Origin of the sequence: Variovorax sp. EBFNA2 (assembly GCF_033802765.1) — a bacterium.
Lineage (GTDB): Bacteria > Pseudomonadota > Gammaproteobacteria > Burkholderiales > Burkholderiaceae_C > Variovorax > Variovorax paradoxus_H.
Genome location: NZ_CP138496.1, coordinates 4,158,655 through 4,182,273 on the forward strand (window position 1 = coordinate 4,158,655; position 23,619 = coordinate 4,182,273).

General features: G+C 67.8%; 23 protein-coding genes. 5 read left to right on the top strand and 18 right to left on the bottom strand.

Annotated elements, in window-relative coordinates; translation table 11 throughout:
- Positions 1-2 precede the first annotated feature (2 nt).
- The 4 genes from RZE79_RS19610 to RZE79_RS19625 all read right to left on the bottom strand — a co-directional run bounded on the left by RZE79_RS19610 (position 3) and on the right by RZE79_RS19625 (position 5,356).
- Positions 3-1,154 (bottom strand): acyl-CoA dehydrogenase family protein, encoded by a 1,152-nt coding sequence (locus tag RZE79_RS19610; RefSeq protein ID WP_319356139.1) that lies wholly within the window; start codon positions 1,152-1,154, stop codon positions 3-5.
- Positions 1,155-1,165: 11 nt separating this feature from the next.
- Positions 1,166-2,839, bottom strand: a complete 1,674-nt coding sequence (locus RZE79_RS19615) for an AMP-binding protein (RefSeq protein WP_373696492.1) — start codon at positions 2,837-2,839, stop codon at positions 1,166-1,168.
- Between the two features lie 143 nt (positions 2,840-2,982).
- Positions 2,983-4,005, bottom strand: coding sequence for an AraC family transcriptional regulator (locus RZE79_RS19620; protein ID WP_319356141.1), 1,023 nt, complete (start codon positions 4,003-4,005; stop codon positions 2,983-2,985).
- A gap of 16 nt (positions 4,006-4,021) precedes the next feature.
- A complete protein-coding gene (locus RZE79_RS19625; RefSeq protein WP_319356143.1) occupies positions 4,022-5,356 on the bottom strand; it encodes an ABC transporter substrate-binding protein in 1,335 nt (444 codons plus the stop codon).
- A 165-nt stretch (positions 5,357-5,521) separates the two neighbouring features.
- Between RZE79_RS19625 and RZE79_RS19630 the strand changes: the two genes are divergently transcribed.
- Positions 5,522-6,226: a Crp/Fnr family transcriptional regulator gene (locus RZE79_RS19630; protein WP_153283494.1), complete on the top strand. Its 705-nt coding sequence runs from the start codon at positions 5,522-5,524 to the stop codon at positions 6,224-6,226.
- A gap of 28 nt (positions 6,227-6,254) precedes the next feature.
- Here RZE79_RS19630 and RZE79_RS19635 read toward each other — a convergent pair whose 3' ends face one another.
- From RZE79_RS19635 to RZE79_RS19655, 5 genes are all read right to left on the bottom strand, one after another.
- Positions 6,255-7,241, bottom strand: coding sequence for a tripartite tricarboxylate transporter substrate binding protein (locus RZE79_RS19635; RefSeq protein ID WP_319356145.1), 987 nt, complete (start codon positions 7,239-7,241; stop codon positions 6,255-6,257).
- On the bottom strand, positions 7,238-7,687 hold the full coding sequence (locus RZE79_RS19640) for a GAF domain-containing protein (protein WP_319356147.1): 450 nt from the start codon (positions 7,685-7,687) through the stop codon (positions 7,238-7,240). Before RZE79_RS19640 ends, RZE79_RS19635 begins: the two co-directional genes overlap by 4 nt.
- 5 nt (positions 7,688-7,692) lie before the next feature.
- Complete coding sequence (locus tag RZE79_RS19645) at positions 7,693-8,667, bottom strand: tripartite tricarboxylate transporter substrate binding protein (protein WP_319356148.1); 975 nt, start codon at positions 8,665-8,667, stop codon at positions 7,693-7,695.
- Between the two features lie 44 nt (positions 8,668-8,711).
- The gene (locus tag RZE79_RS19650) at positions 8,712-9,902 is read right to left on the bottom strand and encodes a M24 family metallopeptidase (RefSeq protein ID WP_319356149.1); all 1,191 of its coding nucleotides are present in this window, start codon (positions 9,900-9,902) and stop codon (positions 8,712-8,714) included.
- Between the two features lie 67 nt (positions 9,903-9,969).
- Entirely contained in the window at positions 9,970-11,214 is a 1,245-nt protein-coding gene (locus tag RZE79_RS19655) for an amidohydrolase family protein (protein WP_319356150.1), read from the bottom strand.
- A gap of 132 nt (positions 11,215-11,346) precedes the next feature.
- On the opposite strand from RZE79_RS19655, the gene RZE79_RS19660 reads away from it, so the two are divergent.
- A complete protein-coding gene (locus RZE79_RS19660) occupies positions 11,347-12,303 on the top strand; it encodes a LysR family transcriptional regulator (RefSeq protein ID WP_319356151.1) in 957 nt (318 codons plus the stop codon).
- Here the strand turns inward: RZE79_RS19660 and RZE79_RS19665 are convergent.
- Complete coding sequence (locus RZE79_RS19665) at positions 12,281-12,637, bottom strand: hypothetical protein (RefSeq protein WP_319356152.1); 357 nt, start codon at positions 12,635-12,637, stop codon at positions 12,281-12,283. The two genes, RZE79_RS19660 and RZE79_RS19665, sit on opposite strands and share 23 nt — an antisense overlap.
- Before the next feature lie 91 nt (positions 12,638-12,728).
- Positions 12,729-16,337 carry an indolepyruvate ferredoxin oxidoreductase family protein gene (locus RZE79_RS19670; protein ID WP_319356153.1) on the bottom strand — a complete coding sequence of 1,203 codons (3,609 nt, stop codon included), beginning with the start codon at positions 16,335-16,337 and terminating at the stop codon, positions 12,729-12,731.
- A gap of 92 nt (positions 16,338-16,429) precedes the next feature.
- On the opposite strand from RZE79_RS19670, the gene RZE79_RS19675 reads away from it, so the two are divergent.
- Positions 16,430-16,951 carry an Lrp/AsnC family transcriptional regulator gene (locus tag RZE79_RS19675; RefSeq protein WP_319356154.1) on the top strand — a complete coding sequence of 174 codons (522 nt, stop codon included), beginning with the start codon at positions 16,430-16,432 and terminating at the stop codon, positions 16,949-16,951.
- 24 nt (positions 16,952-16,975) lie between these two features.
- On the opposite strand, the gene RZE79_RS19680 is transcribed toward RZE79_RS19675, so the two are convergent.
- A complete protein-coding gene (locus RZE79_RS19680) occupies positions 16,976-17,383 on the bottom strand; it encodes a GNAT family N-acetyltransferase (protein WP_101489841.1) in 408 nt (135 codons plus the stop codon).
- A gap of 259 nt (positions 17,384-17,642) precedes the next feature.
- Here RZE79_RS19680 and RZE79_RS19685 point away from each other — a divergent pair, with 259 nt between their 5' ends.
- Entirely contained in the window at positions 17,643-18,845 is a 1,203-nt protein-coding gene (locus RZE79_RS19685; RefSeq protein ID WP_319356156.1) for an MFS transporter, read from the top strand.
- A gap of 16 nt (positions 18,846-18,861) precedes the next feature.
- Here RZE79_RS19685 and RZE79_RS19690 read toward each other — a convergent pair whose 3' ends face one another.
- Positions 18,862-19,164 (bottom strand): DUF3658 domain-containing protein, encoded by a 303-nt coding sequence (locus tag RZE79_RS19690; protein WP_319356158.1) that lies wholly within the window; start codon positions 19,162-19,164, stop codon positions 18,862-18,864.
- Positions 19,165-19,274: 110 nt separating this feature from the next.
- On the opposite strand from RZE79_RS19690, the gene RZE79_RS19695 reads away from it, so the two are divergent.
- Positions 19,275-19,961 carry a class I SAM-dependent methyltransferase gene (locus RZE79_RS19695; RefSeq protein ID WP_319356159.1) on the top strand — a complete coding sequence of 229 codons (687 nt, stop codon included), beginning with the start codon at positions 19,275-19,277 and terminating at the stop codon, positions 19,959-19,961.
- 9 nt (positions 19,962-19,970) lie between these two features.
- On the opposite strand, the gene RZE79_RS19700 is transcribed toward RZE79_RS19695, so the two are convergent.
- The 5 genes from RZE79_RS19700 to RZE79_RS19720 all read right to left on the bottom strand — a co-directional run bounded on the left by RZE79_RS19700 (position 19,971) and on the right by RZE79_RS19720 (position 23,615).
- Positions 19,971-20,987, bottom strand: a complete 1,017-nt coding sequence (locus RZE79_RS19700) for a phosphotransferase (protein WP_319356162.1) — start codon at positions 20,985-20,987, stop codon at positions 19,971-19,973.
- Positions 20,988-21,058: 71 nt separating this feature from the next.
- A complete protein-coding gene (locus RZE79_RS19705; protein ID WP_319356164.1) occupies positions 21,059-21,355 on the bottom strand; it encodes a hypothetical protein in 297 nt (98 codons plus the stop codon).
- Positions 21,355-21,897, bottom strand: coding sequence for a YbjN domain-containing protein (locus RZE79_RS19710; protein ID WP_319356166.1), 543 nt, complete (start codon positions 21,895-21,897; stop codon positions 21,355-21,357). Before RZE79_RS19710 ends, RZE79_RS19705 begins: the two co-directional genes overlap by 1 nt.
- Positions 21,898-21,933: 36 nt before the next feature.
- On the bottom strand, positions 21,934-22,881 hold the full coding sequence (locus tag RZE79_RS19715; RefSeq protein ID WP_319356167.1) for a peptidylprolyl isomerase: 948 nt from the start codon (positions 22,879-22,881) through the stop codon (positions 21,934-21,936).
- Positions 22,878-23,615, bottom strand: coding sequence for a hypothetical protein (locus tag RZE79_RS19720; protein WP_319356169.1), 738 nt, complete (start codon positions 23,613-23,615; stop codon positions 22,878-22,880). The genes RZE79_RS19715 and RZE79_RS19720 overlap by 4 nt, the downstream gene beginning before the upstream one ends.
- Between the last annotated feature and the right edge of the window lie 4 nt (positions 23,616-23,619).

Consider the following 23,619-nt stretch of genomic DNA (forward strand, 5'->3'; position numbering starts at 1 on the left):
CGTCAGGCGGCCAGCTTCCGCGCGATCAGGTCCTTCATGATTTCCGTCGTGCCGCCGTAGATGCGCTGGATGCGCGCGTCGGCGTACAGGCGGGCGATCGGGTACTCGGCCATGTAGCCGTAGCCGCCGAAGAGCTGCAGGCATTCGTCGACGACCTTGCCCTGCTGCTCGGTGCACCACCACTTGGCCATGTAGGCGGCCTCGTTGTCGAGCATGCCGTCGAGCATGCGCTGGGTGCAGTCGTTGACGAAGCTGCGCACCACATGCGCAATCGTGGCGCACTCCGCCAGCTTGAAGCGTGTGTTCTGGAAGTCGAACACCGTCTGGCCGAAGGCCTTGCGCTCCCGTGTGTACGCCACCGTCAGCTCCAGCGCGCGCTCGATCACGGCCGCCGCCGGCACGCACAGCAGCAAACGCTCGAAGGGCAACTGGCTCATCAGCTGCACGAAGCCGTCGCCTTCCTTTTCGCCCAGCAGTTGGTCAGCCGGCACGCGCATGCCGTCGAAGAACAGCTCGGCCGTGTCCGACGCATGCTGCCCCAGCTTCTCGAGACGCCGGCCGACGCGAAAGCCCGGCAGGTCTTCGGTTTCCAGCACCACCAGCGACACGCCGCGGCTGCCGGCATCGCCGGTGCGCACCGCCACCACCAGCAGGTTGGCGGTGAAGCCGTTGGTGATGAAGGTCTTGGCACCGTCGATCACGTAGTCGCCGCCTTCGCGCCGGGCGCGCGTGCGCAGCGCCTTCAGGTCCGAGCCGCAGCCGGGCTCGGTGAGCGCGATGCCGGCCAGCAGCTCGCCGCTGGCGAGCCGGGGCAGCCAGCGCTGCTTCTGCGCCTCGGTGCCGTAGTCGAGGATGTAGTGCGCGGCAATCGAATGCACGGCCACGTTGGCCGGAAACTCGGCCCTGGCCAGCTCGTCCTGCACGACCAGCTGATGGGCCAGCGTGGCACCGGCGCCTTCGTAGGCTTCATCGAGTTCGGGCAGCAGGAAACCCATCTGCCCGAACGGTCGCCAGACCTCGCGCGGAATGAAGCCCTGGCGGCGCCAGCCGTCGAGATGCGGCGACAGCTCGCCGGCGATGTAGCGGCGCACCTGGTCGCGGAACGCGTCGATTTCTTCGTCCATCCAGCGATGGCGATGCAGTCGGGGCAGCATGTTCCGCGCTCCTAGGCCGAAGCCCGATCGGCTTCCTGCTTTCTCAGGATGAACCGCTGGATCTTGCCGCTCGGCGTCTTCGGCAGTTCGGCAATGAACGCGATCTCGCGCGGATACGCATGCGCGGCCAGCCGGCGCTTCACCAGTTGCTGCAGCTCGCCCGCAAGCGCCTCGCTCGCCTGCACCTTGGCACGCAGGACGACGAAGGCCTTGACGATCTCCGTGCGCTCGGGGTCGGGCTTGCCGATGACGGCCACTTCCGCGACGGCTGGGTGCTCCATGAGCGCGCTCTCGACATCGAAGGGGCCGATGCGGTAGCCGGCGGACGTGATGATGTCGTCGCCGCGCCCGACGAAGCTGATGCTGCCGTCCTCGTTCAGCTCGACGGTGTCGCCGGTCAGGTAGTAGACGCCGGTGAACGATTGCGTCGCCTGCTTCCAGTAGCCTGGAAAGTAATACAGCGGCGAGCGGCTGCGGTCGATGGCCAGCGTCCCCGGCACGCCCGGTGCGAGTTCGTTGCCCTCGTCGTCGAGCACCGCGACGCGCACGCCCGGCAACGGAAAGCCTGCGCTGCCAGGATGCACCGCGTGCTTCAGCCCATGGAAGTTGCACACCACCATGCCGATCTCGGTCTGGCCGTAGTGGTCGCCGATCGGGCAATCGAGTGCGTCGCGGAACCAGCGCATCACCTCGGGGTTGAGCGGCTCTCCCGCGCTGCTGACCACGCGCAGCTTGCCGCGAATGCGTGCGGCCAGTTGCGGGTCGGCCGCCATCATCAGGCGGAAGGCGGTCGGCGCGCCGGCGAGGTTGGTGATCTCGTATTTTTCGATCAGCCGGTAAGCGGTCTCTGCGGAGAACGGGCCGTCGTAGAAGAGCGTGGTGTTGCCGCTCAGCAGCGGCCCGATGGCGCCGAAGTAGAGCCCGTAGGCCCAGCCCGGATCGGCGATGTTCCAGTAGGACTCGCCGTCGCGCAGGTCCACGGCGAGCCGCATGTACATGCCGATGGCCATCAACGCGCGATGCGGCACGGCCACGCCCTTGGCCAGGCCCGTCGTGCCCGAGGTGAACAGCATCATGCAGGCGTCGTCGCCGCCGCGCATGATGGGCTCGAACGATGGCGGTTGCCGCGCCATTTCGCGCAGGTAGTCGACATCGCCCGGCGGCAGGTGGTCGTCCGCGCCGCGCGCGATCGTGACGATGCCCGGCCACGTCGCGCTGTCGTCGAGCTTGTGGCGGTTGGCCGTGTCGGTGACGATCAGCACCGCTTCGGAGGCCGTGACGCGGTGCTCGATGGCCTTCGGGCCGAAGGCCGTGAACAGCGGCTGGTACACCGCGCCCGCACGCCATGTGCCGAGGATCACTGCCAGCAGTTCGGGAATCCGCGGCAGCAGGCCCGCGACCCGGTCGCCGGGCTTGACGCCCCGGCTTGCGAGCAGGTTGGCGAAGCGCGCCGATTGAGCCTGCAGTTCCTCGTAGCTGAGCTCGCAGGTGTTGCCGTCCTTGTCCTCCCAGCGCAGGGCGATGCGGCCCGGCGCAACGTGCCGGTCGCAGGCCTCGACGCAGGCGTTGATGCCGTGCTCGAAACTGCCTGCGAACGATGTCTTGAAGTCTTCGAGGTCGAAGGCCTCGACGAAGGACGCGTAGTCCGGGGCGGCGACTGGCGAAGAAGAATGGGGCGATGGCACGGTGCGTCCTTTGTCTCTCGTGGTGTTCATGCGGCGCTTGAGAGGCCGATTCGGCCGCACTTTATGCCGCGGGTTTCGATTGCGCATTGCGCGTTCCCGCCAATGTGATTGGCGGGATTTGCCATGTCCGCGCGCGCAGCGGGCTATTCGGGCAGCGTGGCTCGGTAGGCCCCAGGGCTGGCCCCGGTCCATTTGCGGAAGGCGCGATGGAACGCACTGGGCTCGGCGAACCCGGCCCTGGCGGCGATCTCGCTGACGCTGAGGCCTGAATCGCTCAGCAGGCTGATCGAAAGATCGCGCCGCAGCGTGTCCTTGATGGCCTGGAAGGGCTCGCCTTCCATCGCGAGGCGCCGTATCAGCGTTCTCTCGGCGAGCCGGAGTTTTCGCGCCATGTCTGGCAGATCCGGCCACGCCGACGCGTCGGTGCCTCGCAGGACTTTGCGCACCCGCGCGGCGGCGCTGTCCTGGTCGCGGTACTTGACGAGAAAGTTCGTGGGTGCGCCGCGCAGGAAGCGCTGCAGCGTCTCTTCGTTCTGCACCACCGGCAGGTCGAGAAATCGCTCCTCGAACACCAGCGCCGTGCGGTCGGCGCCGAAGCGGATTTCCTGGCCGAACAGCAGGCGGTATTCCTCGGGGCTGTCGGGCGCCTCGGGCGAGAACTCGGCGCGCAGGATGGGGATGCGCCTGCCGACCAGCCAGCAGGCCACGCCGAAGAAGATCACCAGGATCGTGCCGTGCGCGAACAGGCGCTGCGCGCCGGGCCGCTCGTTCAACCGGAATGCGGCCTCGTGCGGCTGCCGCTCGATGGAAGGCTGCATGTCATCCATCACGCCGCCGTAGAACCGCATGATCCGGCGCAGCGCCTGCTCCAGGTTCTTCGCGCCCATCGCGCAGCGGCATGCGAGCGCGAAGCTTCCGTAGCGCACCGGATGGGCGTCCATGCCGAAGAATTCATCGCCCGTTCTTTCAGCCACCCCGTGCCACATGCGGCCATAGCTTTCCGGGGACACGCGCGCCTGGTCCTGGTGAAGCAGTCCGAGCGGAATGCCGGCCGCGCCGAGGATGGCGCCGATGTCGACACCGCGCTGCATGGCGTCGTGCAGCGCTTCGCGCACGAAGCACATCGCGATGGTGTCGCCACCCCTCGTGTGCTCGGGCGTTTTCATGGCGCAGCGGATCGGGTCACGACTGGCAATCGGCCGCTTCGCGGCGCGTCATCTTCTTGTCCGACAGGTACTTGTCGGCATTCGCCTTGACCAGCGGCTTGATGATCTGTTCGTCCGCCTGAACAAACTCCGAGCTGGCGTTCCACTTGCCGCCGTCCCACGTCTGAACGCGTGCCCAGGCCGAACCCATGTGATCGGCGCAACTGGTGGCAAGAGGACGCATGACATCGGCCAGCCCCAGGGCTTCCAGGCGCTTCGCATCCAGCGCCAGGTTTTCCAGGCCCCAGCGCACCTGCTCGCCGGTCATGACCTTGCCCTTGCCGAAGCGTTCCTGTGCGCGGCGCACGCCTTCGACGGCGAGCATCTGCATCAGCATGCCGCGCACGTAGAGCACGGAGCCGACCTCGTCCCGCGGCCCGCTGCCGTTGCCCTTGTCGTGCACCTTCTGGAGGATGTCCTGCATGACCTTCAGTTGCTGGCCCGAGGCATGCAGCGTGAGGGCGTTGTAGCCCTTCGCGCCCTGCCCCACGTCCTTGACGTCGGGCTCGGCGCCCGACCACCACACGCCGTACATCTTCTCGCGCGGATAGCCCGTGGCCACAGCCTCCTTGAGCGCGGCCGAATTCATCACGCCCCAGCCCCAGAGGATCACGTAGTCGGGCCGCTGCTGGCGCACCTGCAGCCATGCCGACTTCTGCTCGATGCCCGGCGCAGTGACAGGAATGAGCGGCAGCTCGAAGCCGTGCATCTTCGCGCGCTCCTGCAGCAGAGGAATCGGCTCCTTGCCGAACGGCGAGTCGTGATAGACGAGTGCGATCTTCTTGCCCTTGAGTTTGTCCATGCCGCCTTCCTTCTTGCCCAGGCCCTGGACGATGATGTCGGCCGCGGTCCAGTAGCTGCCCATCAGCGGAAAGTTCCATTTGAAGGACTGGCCATCCTGAGAGATCGAGAGGCCGTAGCCGGGCGTGATGAGCGGCATCTTGTCGGCGGGCACCTTGTCGGTCAAGGCGAAGGTGACGCCCGTTGTCTGCGGCTCGAAGAGCGCGACACCGGGCCGGCCCTTGAGCCGCTCGTAGCACTCCACGCCCTTGTCGGTCGCGTAGCCGGTTTCGCATTCCTCGTAGGTCAGCTTGACGCCGTTGACACCGCCGTCGCGGGCATTGACGAGCTTGATGTAGTCCTGCTTGCCATTGGCCAGGGGCGTGCCATTGGGTGCATAGGGGCCGGTGCGGTAGACCAGCAGCGGAAAGAACTGCTCCTTGGCTTGCGCATGCGCGGGCGGCGTTGCGAGCACGCTGCCGAAGGCGCCGGCGAGCAAGGCGGTGGTCAGTGCGAGCGATTTCAGTGTCATGGCTGTCTCCTTGTGAAGTACCTGGGTACCGGATCTGCGAGATCTCGATGGCGCGAAGTGCCTGCGCATCGAAATTCGGGCCGATGGTAGAAACCGCTTTGACGGGGACTTGTCATGCCGATAACAATCCAAGGGAAGTTCCCTATCCGTACGTCCCCATCTCTCATGAGCACCAGCAAAAGTCTCCCCGCAAGACGGCGTCCTGCCACCACAGCAGAACTGCAAGGCATCCCATGGCTGCCGTCGCTGTCGGCGGCGGAGCGCGAGCGCGCGGTGGCCGAATTGGTGGTCGGAGAGGTTCTTCCCGGCGAGCACGTGTGCCGCCTCGGCCGTCCGGCGACCTACTGGTTCGGCGTGCTGCACGGCCTGCTCAAGATGAGCAGCAACAACAAGGCCGGCCAGACCATGACCTTCCTCGGCGTTCCGCCGGGCGGATGGTTTGGCGAAGGCACGATGATCAAGAGGGAGCCCTACCGCTACGATTCCCTGGCATTGCGATTGAGCCTGGTCGGAGCGCTTCCTGTCGACACCTTCCATTGGCTGCTGGATCACTCGATCGGGTTCAACCGCTTCGTGATGGGACAACTCAACGAGCGGCTCGGGCAGTTCATCGGCGCACTGGAGATCGACCGCATGACCGACATCGACGCGCGCGTGGCCCGAAGCCTCAGCGCGCTTTTCAATCCGGTGCTGTATCCCGGCGTGGGCGACATGCTGCGCATCACGCAGCAGGAACTCGCGTCCATCGCGGGCCTGTCGCGCCCCCGGGTCAACACGGCGCTCGCCGCGCTGCAGAAGAAGGGCCTGATCCGCGTGGAGTACGGCGGGTTGAAGGTGCTGTCGCTCGACGGCCTGCGGTCATCCGACTAGACGCTCGAAGGCGGGGCCACGCAGGCCGTCACTCCTTCTTCAGTCCGATCTGCTGCGCGATCTGCCCGAAGCGCGCCAGGTCCGACCGGGCGCGGTCCAGCGCCTCGCCGGGTGAGCTGCCCATCGGCATCCACCCCGCATCGATCAACCTCTTCCGCATCTCAGGCCGCGCCATGCCCTGCACGATCACCGCATTGAGCCTGTCGATGATGGCCTGCGGCGTGCCCTTGGGCGCGGCCAGCCCGAACCACCCCGAGGTCACGAAGCCGGGCAGCCCTGCCTCCTGCGCCGTCGGCACGCCGGGCAGCGATTCGCTGCGCTCGCGCGTCGTGACGAACAGCGCACGCACCTTGCCGGCCTGCACGTTCGCAACCTGCGCGGCGGCGTTGTCGATCATGGCGTCGATGTGGCCGCCGAGCAGGTCGGCGATGGCGCCGGTGCCGCCCTTGTAGGGAACGACGTTGGCCGAGATGCCGGCCTCCTTCATGAACATCATCTGCGTCAGGTGGGCCTGCGTGCCGACGCCCGCATTCGCGAACGAAACCTTCCCCGGGTTCGCCCTGGCATGCGCGATGAACTCATTGAGGGTGCGCGCGGGGAAGTCCGGCTTCGTCACGACCACGAAAGGAATGTCGACCAGGATCGTGATCGGCGCCAGGTCTTCGACCGGCTTGTACTTAAGGTCGTAGAGATAAGGGTTGACGGCCATCGTTCCGCTGGCCATGAGCACCAGCGTGTGTCCGTCCGCTGGGGCGCGCACCACCTGCTGCAACGCCATCGATCCACCGGCGCCCGGCTTCGCGTCGACGATGACCGGCTGACCGAGCGCCTTGGCCATGAGGTCGGCGATCTGGCGCGTCATGGCGTCGGTGGCGCCGCCGGCCGCGTAGGGAAACACGATGGTGATTGGCTTGCCGGGATAGCCCGGCCCGGCCGCGCGCGCCGCGGTGGCGAGCGATGCCGCACACAAAGACGCGGCGGCATTCAGCACGAAGGTTCGGCGAGGGATCGTCATGCGGGCATCTCAACGTATCGGAGCGAAAGAAGCAAGGGCGCAGCCTGTTCGGCAAAGCGCATCAACGCGGGGACCATGTTGGCTTGGTACCAGTGTTCCTCGTGCAGCAGGTTCAGCGAACCGATGGTGCAGCCGCCGTGCCGGATCGGCACGTTGATGGCAGACCGGCAGCCCAGCGTGTCGATCAGCGCGTGGTCGGGAAACGCACGGCGGCAGGCTTCCTGATCGGAGCAGATGCGCGCGCGACCGCCCTGCACCACCTCGCGAAAGAAGTCGTTGTCGTGGTGCAGCGGCTTGGTGCCGCCGCACGGATAGGCCACGGGGTCGCTCGTGTACAGGCGCCGCGACACCGCAAGGCCGGGGTCGATCGCCAGCACGGTGAAAAGCCGGTGCCCCGGAGACCGCCGCAACGCGTGGTCCAGGGCCTCGAAGGAAACCTGCGCCATGTCACTCACTGCGCGATGCCCAGTTTGTCGATGATGGGCCCCCAAGCAGCCGACTCGCGCTGCGTGAACTTCAGGACATCGGCCGGCGCCGACTTGACCGCGATCAGCATCTGGCCGGCCAGGCGCTCCTTCATCTCGGGCGTGTCCAGGGCCTTGTTGATCTCGGCGTTGAGCCGCGCGACCGCGTCGCCGGGTGTGCCCGTGCGCGCGACCAGCGAGTACCAGCCCGGCACGTCCATGTCGATGCCCAGCTCCTTGAACGTGGGCACGTCGGGCAACTGCGGCAGCCGCCGCTCGCCGGTGACAGCCAGCGGCACGAGCTTGCCGCCCTTGACCAACGGCACGACGCCGACGGGAACGGTCGTCATCACCGGCGTGTCGCCCGCCATCACGCTGGTCAGCGCGTTGGGGCCACCGGCGCCGCTGATGGGAACGTGCTGCATCTGGATGCCGGTGCGCGACTTCAGCAGCTCGCTCGCCAGGTGCGTGGAGTTGCCGATGCCAGCGGATGCGAAGCTGAGCCGCTGCGGCTCGGCCTTGGCCATCCTGATGAGGGCGGGCAGCGTCTTCACGCCCAGGCTCGGCGACACGACGGTCACGAACGGGGTGTTGGCAATGACGGCGACGCCGGTGAAGTCGCGCGCCGGTTGGTGACCCAGCGACTTGTACAGGTGCGGGTTCCACGACATGTTCGAGACGCCGGCCAAAAACAGCGTGTAGCCGTCCGCGGGCTGCGACAGCACGTAGGCCGCAGCCAGCGTGCCGTTGGCGCCCGGGCGGTTCTCCACCACGACGCTCTGCCCCAGGCTCTTGCCGAGCACGTCGGCCAGCGTGCGCGCCAAGGTGTCCGGCCCCGAGCCGGCCGGCTGCGGAACCACGACCTTGATCGGCTTGGAAGGAAAGCCCTGCGCGAAGGCGGGTGCGGCGAGCAGCGAAGCTGCAACGGCCAGCGCGGAAAGCATGGTGCGGCGGGTGGTCATGGGGAGGTCAGTTCGATGGGTTGCGAAAGCAGGAGTGGGCGGTCTCAACCCACGGTGGCGTACTCGAGCGACTTGGGCGTGGCGGTGAGCACGCGCGGCGTCGCGCCCACCACGACCGTGTCGTCGATGCGAAAGCCGCCCACGCCGTAGACGTACAGGCCGGGTTCGGCCGAATAGACCTCGTTGTCGAGCAGCGGGCGCTGGCTGAACGCCATGTCCTCCGGGTACTCGTGGTGCACGATGCCGATGGCGTGGCCCGTGCGGTGGCGGATGCAGTCGGCAAAGCCGGCGCGCTCGATCACGGCCTGCGCAGCGGCGTCGATCGCGCACACGGGCCGGCCTGTCACGGCCGCGCCGATGGCCGCATCGGTCGCGTCGCGCGCGGCCGTCCACAGCGCCTTCTTCTGGTCGTCGGGACGCCCGCAGAACCAGGTGCGCTCGTTCTCGATCGTCAGGCCGTTGAGCCGGGGAATGATGATGTTGACGAGCACGTCGCCTTCTTTGATGCGCGCGCCGCAAGAGGCACCGTCGCCATGCGGCAAGGCCGACGCCGGGCCGCTGAGCGTCCAGCACCGCACGACCTCGAACTGCTCGCCGGGAAAGCGCTCGGCGGCCTCCTGCACAAACAGGCTGGCCATGGCGCAGTCCATCTCCTGCACCAGGCGGCCGGGCTTGATGGCTTCGCGGTAGCGGTCCTGCAGCCAGTCCGTGAGCCCGGCCATGGCCTGCATCACGGCCAGTTCCTCGGCATGCTTCTGCCAGCGCAGGCTGCGCACTTCCGTGGTGGCGACGCGCACGTTCAGATCGGGCAGCAGGCGCTGCACGGCGGCCATCACGCCGCTGCCGGCATCCAGCGCAATGCGCGAACGTCGCAGGCCGGCGCGGCTCAGGCGCTCGGCAAGGATTTCGGGGAGCTGCGACACGAGCGGCAGGCGGTTGCTCACCATCGGATGCTCGGCATAAAAGGTGACGTCGGTGATCCACACCTTGTGCGCTTCCATCGAGAAGCGCATGTGGTTCGTGGACAGCTCGTTCATGACCAGGAAGCCCTCGCCCTGGCGCGGCACCACCGCGAAGATCGGTCGCTCCCACGGCTGCACGTCGGTGTGGAAGTTGGTCGCAAACTGAAAGAAATCCGCAGTCTTGAACACCAGTGCATCGACGGCGAGTTCGTCCATCAACCGGACCATCTGGTCGTGGCGGTACCGCCAGACGGCTTGCGTCAGCTTGGGCATGTGTCGTTTCCTTGAAAGAGCCGGAGGCCTCCGGCGGGTTGTGTTCTGACCAGCTCGGGGGTGCGGGCTACAGCGCGTCGAACTCGACCACGCCGGCCTTCATCACCAGGGGAATGCGCTCGCCCTGCCCCATCAGGCAATCGAGGTTGCGCATCGGATCGCCATCGACCAGCAGCAGGTCGGCCAGCGCGCCCGGGATCAACCGGCCGAGCCGGTCGCTCATGCCCAGCACCTCGGCGCCGATGAGCGTGGCGCTGGCGATGATCTCGGCCGGCGACAGCACTTGCGCGCGCAGGCGGAACTCGTCGCTCTGCAGGCGGTGCGACTCGCCCAGCAGGTCGGTGCCGAAGCCCATCTTCACGCCGGCCGACTTGTAGATCTCGAGCGAGCGCAGCCCGGCGCCGCGCACGTCTTCCACCTTGACCACGCTGGCCGGCGGCAGCCCCAGGGCCGCGCCTTCGTTGGCGAGCGCGTCGTAGGTCACCAGCGTGGGCACCACGTAGGCGCCGTGCTCGGCCATCAATGCTGCGGTGGGCGCGTCGACCAGGTTGCCGTGCTCGATCGTGCGCACGCCGCAGCGCACCACGCGCTGGATCGCGGCCGGGGTGTAGGCATGGGCCAGCACGTAGGTGTTGCGGGCCGCTGCTTCGCCGACGATGGCGCGGATCTCGTCCTCGCTGTAGCCCAGCGCGTCGACCGGGTCAGTGGGCGATGCCACGCCGCCGCCGGCCATGATCTTGATCTGGTCGGCGCCCATCTGCAGTTCTTCGCGCGCGGCCTTGCGCACGGCGTCCACGCCGTCGGCCACGCGAGCCAGCATGCCCACGCGGGCACAGCTGGGGCACACGCCGTTGGCGATCAGGTAGTCGGAGCGCGCGCGGCCGTCGCCATGGCCGCCGGTCTGGCTCAGCGCGCGGCCGGAGACGAACAGGCGCGGCCCCTGCGCCAGCCCCGACTGCACCGCCTGCTTGAACGCGTCGCCCGCGCCGGCCGCGTCGCGCACGGTCGTGAAGCCGCGGCGCAGCATGCCGCGCAGGATCGGCAGGCTGCGCAACGTCACCAGCACATTGGGCATCTGCGCCTGGCGCTGCAGGTTCAGGTCGATGGCCACCACGTGCACGTGCAGGTCGATCAGGCCGGGCATCACGGTCTTGCCGGCAGCGTCGATGACCCGTGCATCGCGCGCCACGATCGGCCGGTCGGACACCTCGCGGATGGTGTCGCCTTCGATCAGGATGTCATGGCGGTCCTGCAGCTCGGGCTTCAGCGGATCGAGCAGGCGGGCGTTCTTGACGAGGATGGTCTGGGTCATGGAGTCTGTCTGCCGGGTTCCGGGGCATGGGCGGTGAGGAATGACGGGATCGTAGGATCGCGTCACAATTCCGAAAAATTTATATGCTGAATCCACTCCATTGACCGCGTGAATGGTTTCAGCCCCCCGCCCATGAACTACCGCAACGCCGATCTCAACCTGCTGAAGGTCTTCGAAGCCCTCATGAACGAAGGCAACGTGACGCGCGCAGCGTCGAAGCTGTCGCTCACGCAGCCCACGGTCAGCAATGCGCTGCGCCGGCTGCGCGAGACCTACGGCGACCCGCTGTTCGTGCGCAACGGCGCGGGCATCCGACCGACGCGGCGCGCGACGGAGTTGTGGGCGCCGCTGGCGCGGTCGCTGCGCACCATCCGCGGCACGCTCGAGGGCGAGAGCTTCGATGCCTCGCAAAGCGACGCGCGCCTGACGGTCTCGATGACCGACTACGTGGCCTGCATCGTCGCCCCGCGCCTGCTCGAGCGGCTCGGCGAACTTGCGCCGGGCATGCGCTTGCACACGCACCCCGGCACGGTGGTGGACTTCGGGCAGTCGCTGGACGACAACCGGGCCGACTTCGCCATCGGCGCCTACAACGACGACGTGCAGCGCCCCGGCTTCATGCGCTCACGCCGGCTGTGGTCCGTCGACTTCGCCTGCTTCATGCGCAACGACCATCCGCTGGCGAAGCTCGACAAGATTCCGCTGAAGAAATTTTTGACCGCACGCCACCTCGACGTGAGCCTGGCGGGCCGCGTCGGCGGCATCTACGACCGCGTGCTGCAAAGCCGCGGCCTGCAGCGCAACCTGGTCTCTACGGTGAGCCACTATTCGGCGGCCTACGAAGCCGTGCGCCGCTCCGACCTGATCGCCGTGCTGCCCTGGTCCGAGGGCCTGGAGACGGTGCGCATGACGGGCCTGAAGCGCGTGGCGCCACCGCTCGCGGCGCCGGCGCGCACCGTCGAGCTGGCCTGGCACGAGCGGCACGAGACTTCGGCGCTGCACCAGTGGTTCATTGCCCTGGTGGTCGAGATGCTGGCGCGGGAGCCGGCTGCGCGCACTGCGCGCGCTAAGCCCGGAACCAGACCTTGAGCGTCACGTACATCGCGTAGCCCAGGCCCAGGACGCACCACGCGATGAAAAACAGGTTGGCCCAGTAGTCGCCCGCATGCGCCGCCAGCGTGTAGACCTGCCCCGCGCAGCCTTTGCCGACGCAAGGAATTTCGCCCCGAACCAAGGCGCGCAGCATGGCGAAGAAGAGGTAGCAGGTGACGCCACCGGCCATCAGGAATCCGACGGGCCCCACGATGCCCTGGGTGAGTTCGCCCTTCTCGTCGCGGTACCCCTTGCGGAGCAGGTTCTGGCCGGCCCTGTACCAAGCGTATCCGAGCAGGAGCATCAGAGCGTAGTAGAAGAAGGTGCGCATGTCGGGGGTCGTCGGGGTGTGGCGGGAGTGGGTGCTTCGGCAAGGATCGTAGCCGAGCGAAGCCCCTTCTCCGCCCGACCGCGCGCCCCCGCTACCGCGCGCTGGCCACGATGGCGATGCCGCGGATCTGCCCGGCGCTGGGCGCATCCACCGGCTTCGCGTAGCGCGTTGGCGCAAAGCGGTGCAGCAGCTCGGCCTCGCGGATGCGCGCCGCATCCAGGTTCGCCAGCTTCACATGGCCGAAGCCACGCACCGACAGCGGCAGGGCCGCGATGCGTGCGGCGGTCGACTGGTTGCCGGGCGTCAGTTCGGTGGCCATCTCTTGCAGCAAGCGGTCGAAGTGATCGATCAGCTCGCGCTCGGTGCGGCGCTCCGCCGTGTGGCCGAACAGGTCGAAGGGCGTGCCGCGCAGGCGCTTGCCGTGGGCCAGCCATTTCATCGCCGGCAGCATCCACGCACCGAGGCGAATCTTGGCCGGCGCCTGACCGTGCGCAGGGCGTGAGAGCAGCGGCGGGGCCATGTGGAACTCGAGCTTCAGGTCGCCTTCGAACTGGTCCTTCAGCTTCTGCAGGAACGCGCCGTCGGTGTACAGGCGCGCGACCTCGTACTCGTCCTTGTAGCTCATGAGCTTCAGCAGGCTGCGCGCTGCGGTGCGCGTGAAAGGCAGGCTCGCGTCGCCGCCCGGCAATGCGGACTCGACCGCCTGCAGTGCCCGAATGCGCTGGTCGAAGCGCTGCGCCCATGCGGCGTTCTGGTAGCCGGTGAGGTGGCGGTGCGCATCGGCCAGCAGCGCGTCCAACGGACGGTCGTCGACCTGATGCGCGGCTGCCTCGACCGGCGCTGCGCGCAGTTGATCGAGCGCCGCAGCGTCGCCGGCCGCGAGCCGCCCCAGCGAGAACGCCGACTGGTTGGCCGCCACGGCCACGCCGTTGAGTTCGATCGCATGCATGAGCGCCTCGAGGCTCAGCGGCACCAGGCCGTGCTGCCACGCGTAGCCGGTCGCGACGATGTTCGCGGCCAGCGTGTCGCCGAGGAACTCTTCCGCGAGGCTCTGCGCATCGAAGGTCTCGACCTGTTCCTCGCCCGCGACGAAGCGCATCTTCTCCAGCAGCAGGTCGACGTGCAGGTCGGCGTCGGGGTTGCGCAGTGATTCGGCCACGGGAATCTCGTGGATGTTCGCCAGCACGCGCGTGCGCCCGTGCCGCACGGTCTGCAGCGCATCGGCCGAAGCACCCACCACCACGTCGCACGCGAGAATGGCATCGGCCTGCTGCGTGTCGATGCGCACCTGGTTCAGCCGCTCGGGCGTGTCGGCCAGCCGCACGAAGCTGAGCACCGAGCCGCCCTTCTGCGCGAAGCCCATGAAGTCGAGCACGCTGGCCGACTTGCCTTCGAGGTGCGCGGCCATCGCGATGACCGCGCCCACCGTCACCACGCCGGTGCCGCCCACGCCGGTCACGAGCAGGTCGTACGGGCCGGTCCACGCGTGCGGCGCGGGATGCGCGAGCGCGCCCACGCGGTGCAGGAACGCATCGCGCCCGGCCGCCAGCGCCCCGCTCTTGCGGCGCAGCTTGCCGCCGGTGACGCCCACGAAGCTGGGGCAGAAGCCCTTGGCGCAGGAGTAATCCTTGTTGCAGCTGGTCTGGTCGATCTTGCGCTTGCGGCCCATCGACGTCTCGTGCGGGAGCACGGCCACGCAGTTGCTCTGCACCGTGCAGTCGCCGCAGCCTTCGCACACGGCCTCGTTGATGAAGAGGCGCTTGGGCGGATCGGCCAGCTCGCCCTTCTTGCGGCGACGGCGCTTCTCGGCGGCGCAGGTCTGCTCGTAGATGAGCACGGTCACGCCGGGCATTTCGCGCAGGCGGCGCTGCACCTCATCGAGCGCGGCGCGGTCGTGGAACTCGGTGCCGGCCGGAAACTTGTTCTTGATGGCATCGTAGTGATGGATGGCATCGCTCACGACCACCACCTTGGTGACGCCTTCCGATTCCACCTGCCGCGCAATGGCGTCGACGCTGATGACGCCGTCGACCGGCTGCCCGCCGGTCATCGCGACCGCGTCGTTGAACAGGATCTTGTAGGTGAGCGTGGCCTTGGCCGCGACGGCCTGGCGGATCGCGAGGTAGCCCGAGTGGTAGTAGGTGCCGTCGCCCAGGTTTTGGAACACGTGCGGCGTCTTGGTGAACATGGCGTGCGAGATCCAGTCGACGCCCTCCCCGCCCATCTGGATCAGGCCTGCCGTGCTGCGGTCCATCCAGTTGGCCATGAAGTGGCAGCCGATGCCCGCGCGCGCCGTCGAGCCTTCGGGCACCTTGGTGCTGGTGTTGTGCGGACAGCCGGCGCAGAAGTACGGCACGCGCTTGACCGCATCGCTCGCGTTGCCGAGCAGCTCGGGCGGCGTGAAGTCGCGCACATGCTGCAGGTGATCGCCCAGGTCGTGGTTCTCGGGAAAATGCACCGCCAGCCAGTGCGCGACCAGTTCGATGAGGCGCGAAGGCCGCAGCTCGCCGAGCGCCGACACCAGCGGCTGGCCCGCGTGGTCGTGCTTGCCCACGAGCACGGGGCGCGCATCGGGCGGTGCGTTGTAGAAGATGTCGCGTAGCTGCGTCTCGACCACCGCGCCCTTCTCTTCCACGACGAGGATCTCGTGGAGCCCGCGCGCGAATTCCTTGAGGCGCGTCTGCTCGATCGGAAAGCTCAGCCCGATCTTGTACAGCCGCACACCCGCGCGCGCGAGTTGCTCGGGCGAGAGTTCGAGCCGGCGCAGCACCTCCATCAAATCGTGGTGCGCCTTGCCGCAGGTGACGATGCCGACCTTCGCGTGCGGGCTCACGATGACGTGGCGATCGATGCTGTTGCGCTGGGTGAACGCGGCCACGGCCGCGAGCTTGTCTTCCAGCCGCGACTCGATGCGCAGCGACGGCAGATCGGGCCAGCGGTAGTGCAGACCGTCGGGCGGCGCGGCGTGGCCGGTGGCGGCGCGCACGGCATCGGCGTCTTCCCAGGCGGCCACGCGTGCGTTCACCGCGTCGAGGTCCACCGTGCCCGCGCTTTCGACGATTTCGGACAGCGCCGCCATGCCGACCCACGCGCCCGAGTAACGCGACAGCTCGTAGCCATACAAGCCGAATTCCAGGTACTCGGCCACGCTGGCAGGTTGCATCACCGGCATGCGCCAGGCCATGAAGGCATGGTCGCTCTGGTGCGGCATCGACGACGACACGCAGCCGTGGTCGTCGCCCGCCACCACCAGCACACCGCCGTGCGGCGACGAGCCATAGGCGTTGCCGTGCTTGAGCGCATCGCCCGCGCGGTCCACGCCCGGGCCCTTGCCGTACCACATGGCAAACACGCCATCGACGGTGCGCTCGGGGTCGGACTCCACACGCTGCGTGCCGAGCACCTGCGTGGCCGCGAGCTCCTCGTTCACCGCGGGCACGAAGCGGATGCCGGTCTGCTTGAAGCGCTCGCCGGCCTTCCAGATGGCCTGGTCGACCATGCCCAGCGGCGAGCCGCGGTAGCCGCTCACGAAGCCCTGCGTGTGCAGGCCGCGCGCCGCGTCGCGCTGTTTCTGCATCACCAGGATGCGGATCAGCGCCTGCGTGCCGGTGAGGAAGACCGAGCCGGCATTGGCCCAGAGGTTGTCGGACAGTTGGTAGTCGGGCCGTCTGAGTGCGGTCGCTGGGTGTGGGGCGTTCATGCCCGGAATTGTTCTGCCGCCCCCCGAGTAAGTGTTTCTTCAATACACTGGCGCAGACCCTTGTTTGAAGAAGAATCCACTCGAAAATCACGATGAACGTCGGTTCTGTTTCTCTTGACGAGCATTGCCTCAAGATTCTTTCTGCACTGCAGCATGACGGGCGGCAGACCGTGCAGCAGATTTCCGAGGCCGTGGGCCTGTCGCCCACGCCCTGCTGGAAGCGCATCAAGGACATGGAAGCGGCCGGCGTCATTCGCGGCTACACCGCGCTCGTCGATCCCGAATTGGTGGGTTTGCATGTGTCGGCCGTGGCCGAAGTGAACCTCGACCGGCACAGCGAGGCGATGGTGCAACGCTTCGAAGAAGCCGTGGCCGCGAGCCCGCAGATCATTCGCTGCGTGTCGGCCACCGGGCCCGCCGACTACATCCTCAACGTGACTGTGCCGGACATGAAGCACTACGAGCGCTTCCTGCACGAGGTGCTGTTCAGCCTGCCCGGCGTGACGCACGTGCGTTCGAGCATCGTGCTGCGCGAGATCAAGTCGGAGGCGGCGCTGCCGCTGGGGCACCTGCTGGATGCGAAGGCCGGCCTGCCGGGGTCACGACGGACATAGTGAGCCGCTGAACAGCGGCCCTGCTTACTTCTTCCGCCGGATGACGTACGCGTTCTGCGCGAGCTCGAAGCCGAGCGTCGGGTAGTAAGACATCGCGTCGGGGGCCGACAGCAAGATCAACGACACCTCGTCGCCGATGATCGCCTGCGTGCGCTTCACGAGTTCCGTGCCGATGCCATGGCCTTGGTACTTCTTGTCGACCGCCAGGTCCGACAGGTAGCAGCAGTACGCATGGTCGGTCAGCGAGCGCGACAGCCCCACCAGTTCGTCGCCGACCCATGCCGACAGCAAGAGGCTGGGCGCGGCGAACATGCGCGCGATGCGGGCGAGATCGGTGGTGGGACGCTTGATGCCGGACTGATCGAAGACGCGGGCGACGTCGACGGGATCAAGAGGAACGTTGTGACGGTAGTCGATGGTGATGTGGTTCATGAGATCAAACACGTGGAGTCCATCCGACTTTAGCCGGACAGGAAGCGCGATCTCGATCTCGCGTGGCTAGAATCGGCGCTGCAAAAATCGACTCTGATCTCTTCAGAGCTCCATCCAGCCGTAAGCGTTTACGTCAACCAACGCATCACCAGTGGCACCCGCGGCCGACTGGCGGTGTGCGTTGGTCGCTTCGGCACTCATCGTCCCCGCTCATTCGACCGGCCGGTGCCGCCTTTGAAAATTCAAGGAGCGGCGCTCAATGACGAACGTCCAAAAAACAAACTCTTCTTCCCTGCGCACCCTGGTCTGGATGACCCTCGCGCTTTTTTTCGCCTACCTGTCCGTCGCCATGTCGATGCCGGCGGTAACGCTCCATGTGTCGCAGACGCTGGGCATGGGCAATGTCGCGTCCGGCCTGGGCGTCGGCATTGCGTTCTTGTCCACCATCCTGAGTCGCGGCTGGGCGGGCCGGCTGGCCGATGAACGCGGCGGCAAGTTCGCCATGTTCCGGGGCCTTGTCCTCTATGCGGCTGCGTCGCTCCTGTGCTGGGCCTCCTCGCTGCCGGTGCTGGGCCATGGCGTCGGCGCGTACCTGGTTCTGCTGATCGGGCGTCTCGTGCTGGGCCTCGGCGAAAGCTTCGCGCTCGTCGGCATGCTGGGCTGGGCGATGGCGGCCATGGGCCCCGCGCGTTCGGGCCAGGTCATGGCGCTTGTCGGCACCGGCATGTATGGCGCGTTTGCGGTCGGCGGTCCTCTGGGCCTCTGGCTGTTGGAAAGGCTCGGCTTCGCCGGCCTGATGGCGGGCAGCATCGCCCTGCCGCTCGTCAGTGGCGCGATGCTCTGGTCCATTGCCCCCGCCGTGTCTGCACAAGGGCGCCGCGCACCGTTCTCCGATGTGCTGGGACTCATCTGGAAGCAAGGCGCGGTCGTGGGTTTGCAAGGCGTCGGCTTTGCGGCTTTGGGCGCGTTCTTTCCCTTGTACTTCCTGGCCCATGGCTGGCAGGGTGCCGGCTATGGACTGACCTGCTTCGGCGTTGGCTTCGTCCTGGTGCGACTGCTGGCGGGTCGCCTGCCCGACCGCATCGGCGGCACCCAGGTGGCGCTGGTCTCGTTGGCGATCGAGGCTGTGGGCCAGGCGCTGCTCTGGCTGGCGCCCCATCCCGTCGTGGCCATGGTGGGCGCATTGCTGACCGGCATGGGATGCTCGATGGTGTTCCCCGCCATGGGACTGGAGGCCGTCAAGCGCGTGCCCGCCCATCTGCGCGGAACGGCCATCGGCGGCTTCGCGGCGTTCCAGGATCTGGCGTACGGCGTCACCGGCCCGATGGCGGGCCTGATTGCCGACCACTACGGTCACTCGAGTGTGTTCCTGGTGGGGTTGATCGCGACGGTTGTCGGGATCGGGATGACGTGGCGGCTTGCGAGGGTGTCTCGCGCTGAGCGCGTATCGACGTTGGCTTGAGGCTGTTGCAGGTTGATCAGACCGAACCCAACCGCACCTCGCTGAACCGCATGCGCCGAAGGTCGCCCTGCGACTCCAATCGCCCCGACGCGACGAGCAGCGCGACCCGTTTCGCGAAGAAGGCATCAGGAACATCCTCCAGGTGATCGGGCATCGACAGCATCGCCATGCCAACCACGCGCGCCACCTTCCGCCATTGACTGGACGCTTGCGACAGAAGCGCCGCATCGATGAGCGCCAGGTCCGGCTCTGGTAGCTTGGCTACCCGCTCACGCTCAGCGGGTGAGAGTTCTGTGTCGAAGGTGTCGTCGTCAGTCATTGTTCTGAAACCCCGTGACGCGTGCACCCGGATGGGCATTCGCTTCCGGGCCAGATTCTGCTAGATACCCCACGCCTGCGAAGCACGCAACGCCCACATAGACTGGCGAAATGTCCCAGCCCACGCCCACCTTCAGCGCTCCATCCGCCACCAACAACTACGCCGAGAAAACCGCCCGCCTAGTACCAGGCCTGCACGACCTGCAGACGATGGCGGCCCTGCTCGTCGCCGAACGGGCACCGGATGCGGCGAACGTGCTGGTCATCGGCGCCGGTGGCGGCATGGAGTTGAAGGTGCTCGCGCAGGCGCATCCCCGATGGCATTTCGTCGGCGTCGATCCGTCACAGCCCATGCTCGATCTCGCTGCGGAAACGCTCGGCCCGCTTGCCGAGCGTGTCGCGCTGCACCATGGCTACACAGACACCGCCCCCGAAGGCCCTTTCGATGCAGCGACCTGCCTGCTGACGATGCACTTCCTGACGCTCGATGAACGCAGGTCGACGTTGATGGAAATTCGTCGCCGCCTGAAACCCGGTGCGCCGTTCGTCATGGCGCATCTCAGCTTTCCTCAGGCGGAGGGAGAGCGGGAGTTGTGGCTCTCGCGTTATGTCGCTTTCGCGGCAGCTTCCGGTGTCGATCCGGACAACGCGCGCAAGGCGGCAACAGCCATCGGTTCGACGCTGTCGCTGCTCAGCCCGGAACAGGAAGAAGCATTGCTGGAAGAGACGGGTTTCACCAACATCCGCTTGTTCTATGCGGGCATGGCGTTCAGAGGCTGGGTCGCGCAAGCAGCCTGACCCGCCCTCTCACTCCGGCGTCTGCAACTCCGCCCACGCCGTCAACATCTTCACCTGCGTGCGCAGCCAGCTCGTCGACATCGACTGCGTGCCCCACACCGCGATGCGGCCCGCGTGTTCCCCCATGAGCCAGAACTGCCGCACCGCGAGAAATGCGGCGATGGCCTCGACATCCGCCGAAGGCAGCGGGCGCGCGCTGCGGTAGCCCGCCAGATAGCTGCGCCAACGCGCCAGCAATGTCGCATCGAGCGTTCCGCCCACGGTACGTGGATGCATCGCCCACAGGTACACGCACAGGTCGTAGGCCAACCAGCCAGGGCCCGCGTCATCGAAGTCGAAGAACGAGGCAACGCGCGTTCCGTCCAGGCCTTCCGTCACAAAGTTGTTCATGCCGTGGCAATCGCCGTGCCCATGGACACGCGTCAGGACCGGCATCGCGGTGATGCGGGCTTCGAGCGTGCGCGCGATGGCGCTGAACTCCGGACGCAGCGCGTCGGTCATCGTGGGCGCGGCTTGCAAGCGCTCCAGCGACGCGTGCAGCAGGTCGGGCAATTCCAGCGTGTAGCGGCTGGCGGGGCCGTGGTAGTCCTGCGCGGCTTCGTGCAACAGCGCCAGGCCGCGGCCGGTGGCCTCCACGTCGGGCAGCATGTCGCCGGGGATGTCGCCATCGAGGTGCTCGAACAGGATCAACGGGCGCTCGCCCTCGGGCAAGTCCATCGCGACAGCATGTGCGCCATCGCGTGCAGCCAGCGCGCCGGCCACGGGCACGCCCTTGGCCTTCAGGTGCGCGAGCAGCGCCGTTTCGTAGCCGATGTTGGGGGCGCCGCGCGGACGATCGGCACTCAGGCGTGCAACGGCGCGGCGGCCGTCGGCAAACTGCAGACCGTAGACATGGTTGAAGCTGCGCCGCAGCAACTCGCACGACCGGACCTCGCCGAGGTCGTAGGCCTGCGCCACCTTCTCTGCGATGGCGGCGCCCGTGGGCGTGGTCTGGGCGATCTGGGCGTAGCGGGTGGGCGTCGTCACGGGTGCGGCCTTTCGGGAACGTGGGCGGCGGGCGATTCTGCCCTACCCTCCCGCCGCCTTGCCGCGTTGCGTCAGCGCCCCGGATCGCGATTGAGCAAAGCGCCCTCCTCCCCCACCTGCCGCCACGCAGGCGCCAGCGCCTTGCGCGCCGCATTGAGCTCGGCCATCGAGATGTGCAGCTCCGCCATGGTCTGCACCAGCAGTTCGAGCAGCGCGGCGCGTTGGCGCAGCCGCACGGTCTCGGCGCGGCGCGCGCGCTGGGCCTGGCGGGCCGCGGCCTGGATGGCGCGGCCCGTGGGCGAGTCGTGCGTGGGATGGCTGTGGTGGTCGTCCACCGACAGGCCGGGTGCGGCGCGCATGGGCAGCATCACGCGGCGGCGGGCACACCCTGGAGGGCAGCAGCAGCAGCTTCGCCGTTGGCCGCATCGCCGCGCGTTTCAGCAGCGGGGCCGTAGTTGCGCAGGTGCAGGAAGAACTCGCCCATCATCTGCATCCACAGGCGCACGGCAAAGGCCAGGTAGGCGGGGCTGACGCCGCCGGCCACGACGACGTCCATCTCGAGCACGACGAAATCACCGTGCTGTGCCACGCGCGCGAAGCGCTTACTGCGGTGCCATGCGGCAAGCACGGCCTCGGGCAGCGTGCCGCCCTGCACGCGCAGCGGGCAGCTCAGGGTGAAGTCGGTGTACTGGGTGGTGGTGACGGCGTTGCCCCACAGCACCTGGAAGCCGATGCCGTGGCTGGCGCTGTGCAGGCGCACCACGCCATCCTGTTCGATGGCGGTGACGGCGCCGCCGGCGGCCTTGATGGCGTCCGACACCTGGTCGGGCGTGACGGCGTCGAGCATGTCGAACGGGGCCGGCGTGGCGGCGATGTCGTCGGCTTCCGGGGTCGTGGCGGTGGTGTTCATGGTGTGGTTCTTCTTTCGGAAAAAGGGGAAATGGGTTCAGTTGGTTTTCTTGAGCGCGGCGTCGAGCGCGGCGCTGTCGATGCTCACTTGCGCGGGCGGCGCCAGCTGGGCCATGTAGGCCTGCACCAGCTGCTGTTGCCGCTGCTGGCGCAACGCGGCCTGCAGTTGGGGCTTCATCTCCTCGAGCGTGGCGGTGCGCGCGGGCTGGGTGTCGAGCACCTTGACGATGTGAAAGCCGGCCTCGGCCTGCACCGGTTCGCTGACCTGGCCCTGCTTGAGCTTGGCCACGGTGTCGCGCAGTTCGGGGAGGATGCGCGCGAGCGGCAGCGTGTCGACCTCGCCACCGCGCTCGGCGCTGCGGCGGTCCTGCGAGCTGGCGCGCGCCACCGCGGCGAAGTCGCCGGTGCGGGCCTGCTTCGCCAGGCGGTTCGCTTCGTCGCGCACCTTGGCGATGGCGGCCGGGTCGCGGTCGGGTGTGGCCAGGTAGATCTGCGCCACGCGGTAGGCGGCCGGCAGGTTGAAGCCGGTCTTGCCCTGGTCGTAGGCGGCCTTCACCTCGGCGTCCGACGGAAAGTTGGCGGGCACCTGGCTCACGGACTCGAGGTAGCTGGTGGCGACGATGCGCGCAGTGATCTCACGCGTGGCGGCGTCGATCTTCGCCTTCACGTCGGGCCGGTCGGCCCAGCCCTTGGCGCGGGCGTCGCGCAGCAGCGCTTCGCTCACGAGGCGCTGGCGCAGCCAGCCGTCGAGGCTCGCGCGGTCGGCCTTGACAGCAGCGCGTTCGGCCTCGGGCAGGGTCTGCAGCAGCTTCTCGATTTCGTCCTGGCCGATGGTGACCTCGCCGATGCGCGCGACCACGGCGGGGCCGGGCGCGACGGGTTGCTGCGCGGCGGCCACGCCGACCGACGAGACGAGCAGCACGCCGGCGGCGGCGCGCAAGCGCCGGCCGATCACGGCTGCGGGGGTTGCTTGTGGGTGGGTCATTGCGGCTTTCCTTGCGTGGTGGGTGCAGACGCGGCAGCAGCGGCCGCCGGTGCCGGCGCGCTCACGGCGCGCACGTCGAAGCGGCTCTCGTAGAGCTTGTCGCCGTACTGCTGCGCGATCTGTTCGTACTTGACGCGGCTTTGCGCCGCGAAGGGCTGGCGCGAGGCGAGCACGCTGCCCACATCCATGGTTTCGTAGGCGCGCAGCACTTCCTGCCCGACGGCGTACAGCTGCGTGTTCTTCGCTTCGCACTGCGTGAGCGCGGTGCGTTGCAGCGCAGCCTCGCCGGCCAGGCGCTGGCGTTCGGCCTCGGAGGCGCGCGCCATCTTCAGCAGTTCGTCGTAGGCGCCGCGGTATTGCGCGATCTGCGCGCCCGCCTTCTCGCTCGCGGCCTGGGCTTGCTCGCGCAGCTGCGCGTTGCCGGCACTGGCCTGCCCGCGTGCATGGCGCTCGGACGCGAGCTGGGCCTGGCTGGCGGCCAGTTCCTTCTTCAGCGTCTCGAACTCGGAAGCGGCCGGTGCCGCGCCAGATGACGCGGGCGCCTTACCCGCAGGCTGACCGGCCTTGAGCGCGGCCAGCTCGTTCTGCGCCTGCTGCAACTGCGTGGTGGTGGTGCGCAGCTGCGCGCGCAGCCGCTCCTCCATGCTCGCGCCTTGCGCCTGCTGGGCCTGCGCCACACCGGCGGTGGCGGCCAGTGCGGCGAGGGCCAGCGCCGGAAAGATCGTTCGGGACACGGCG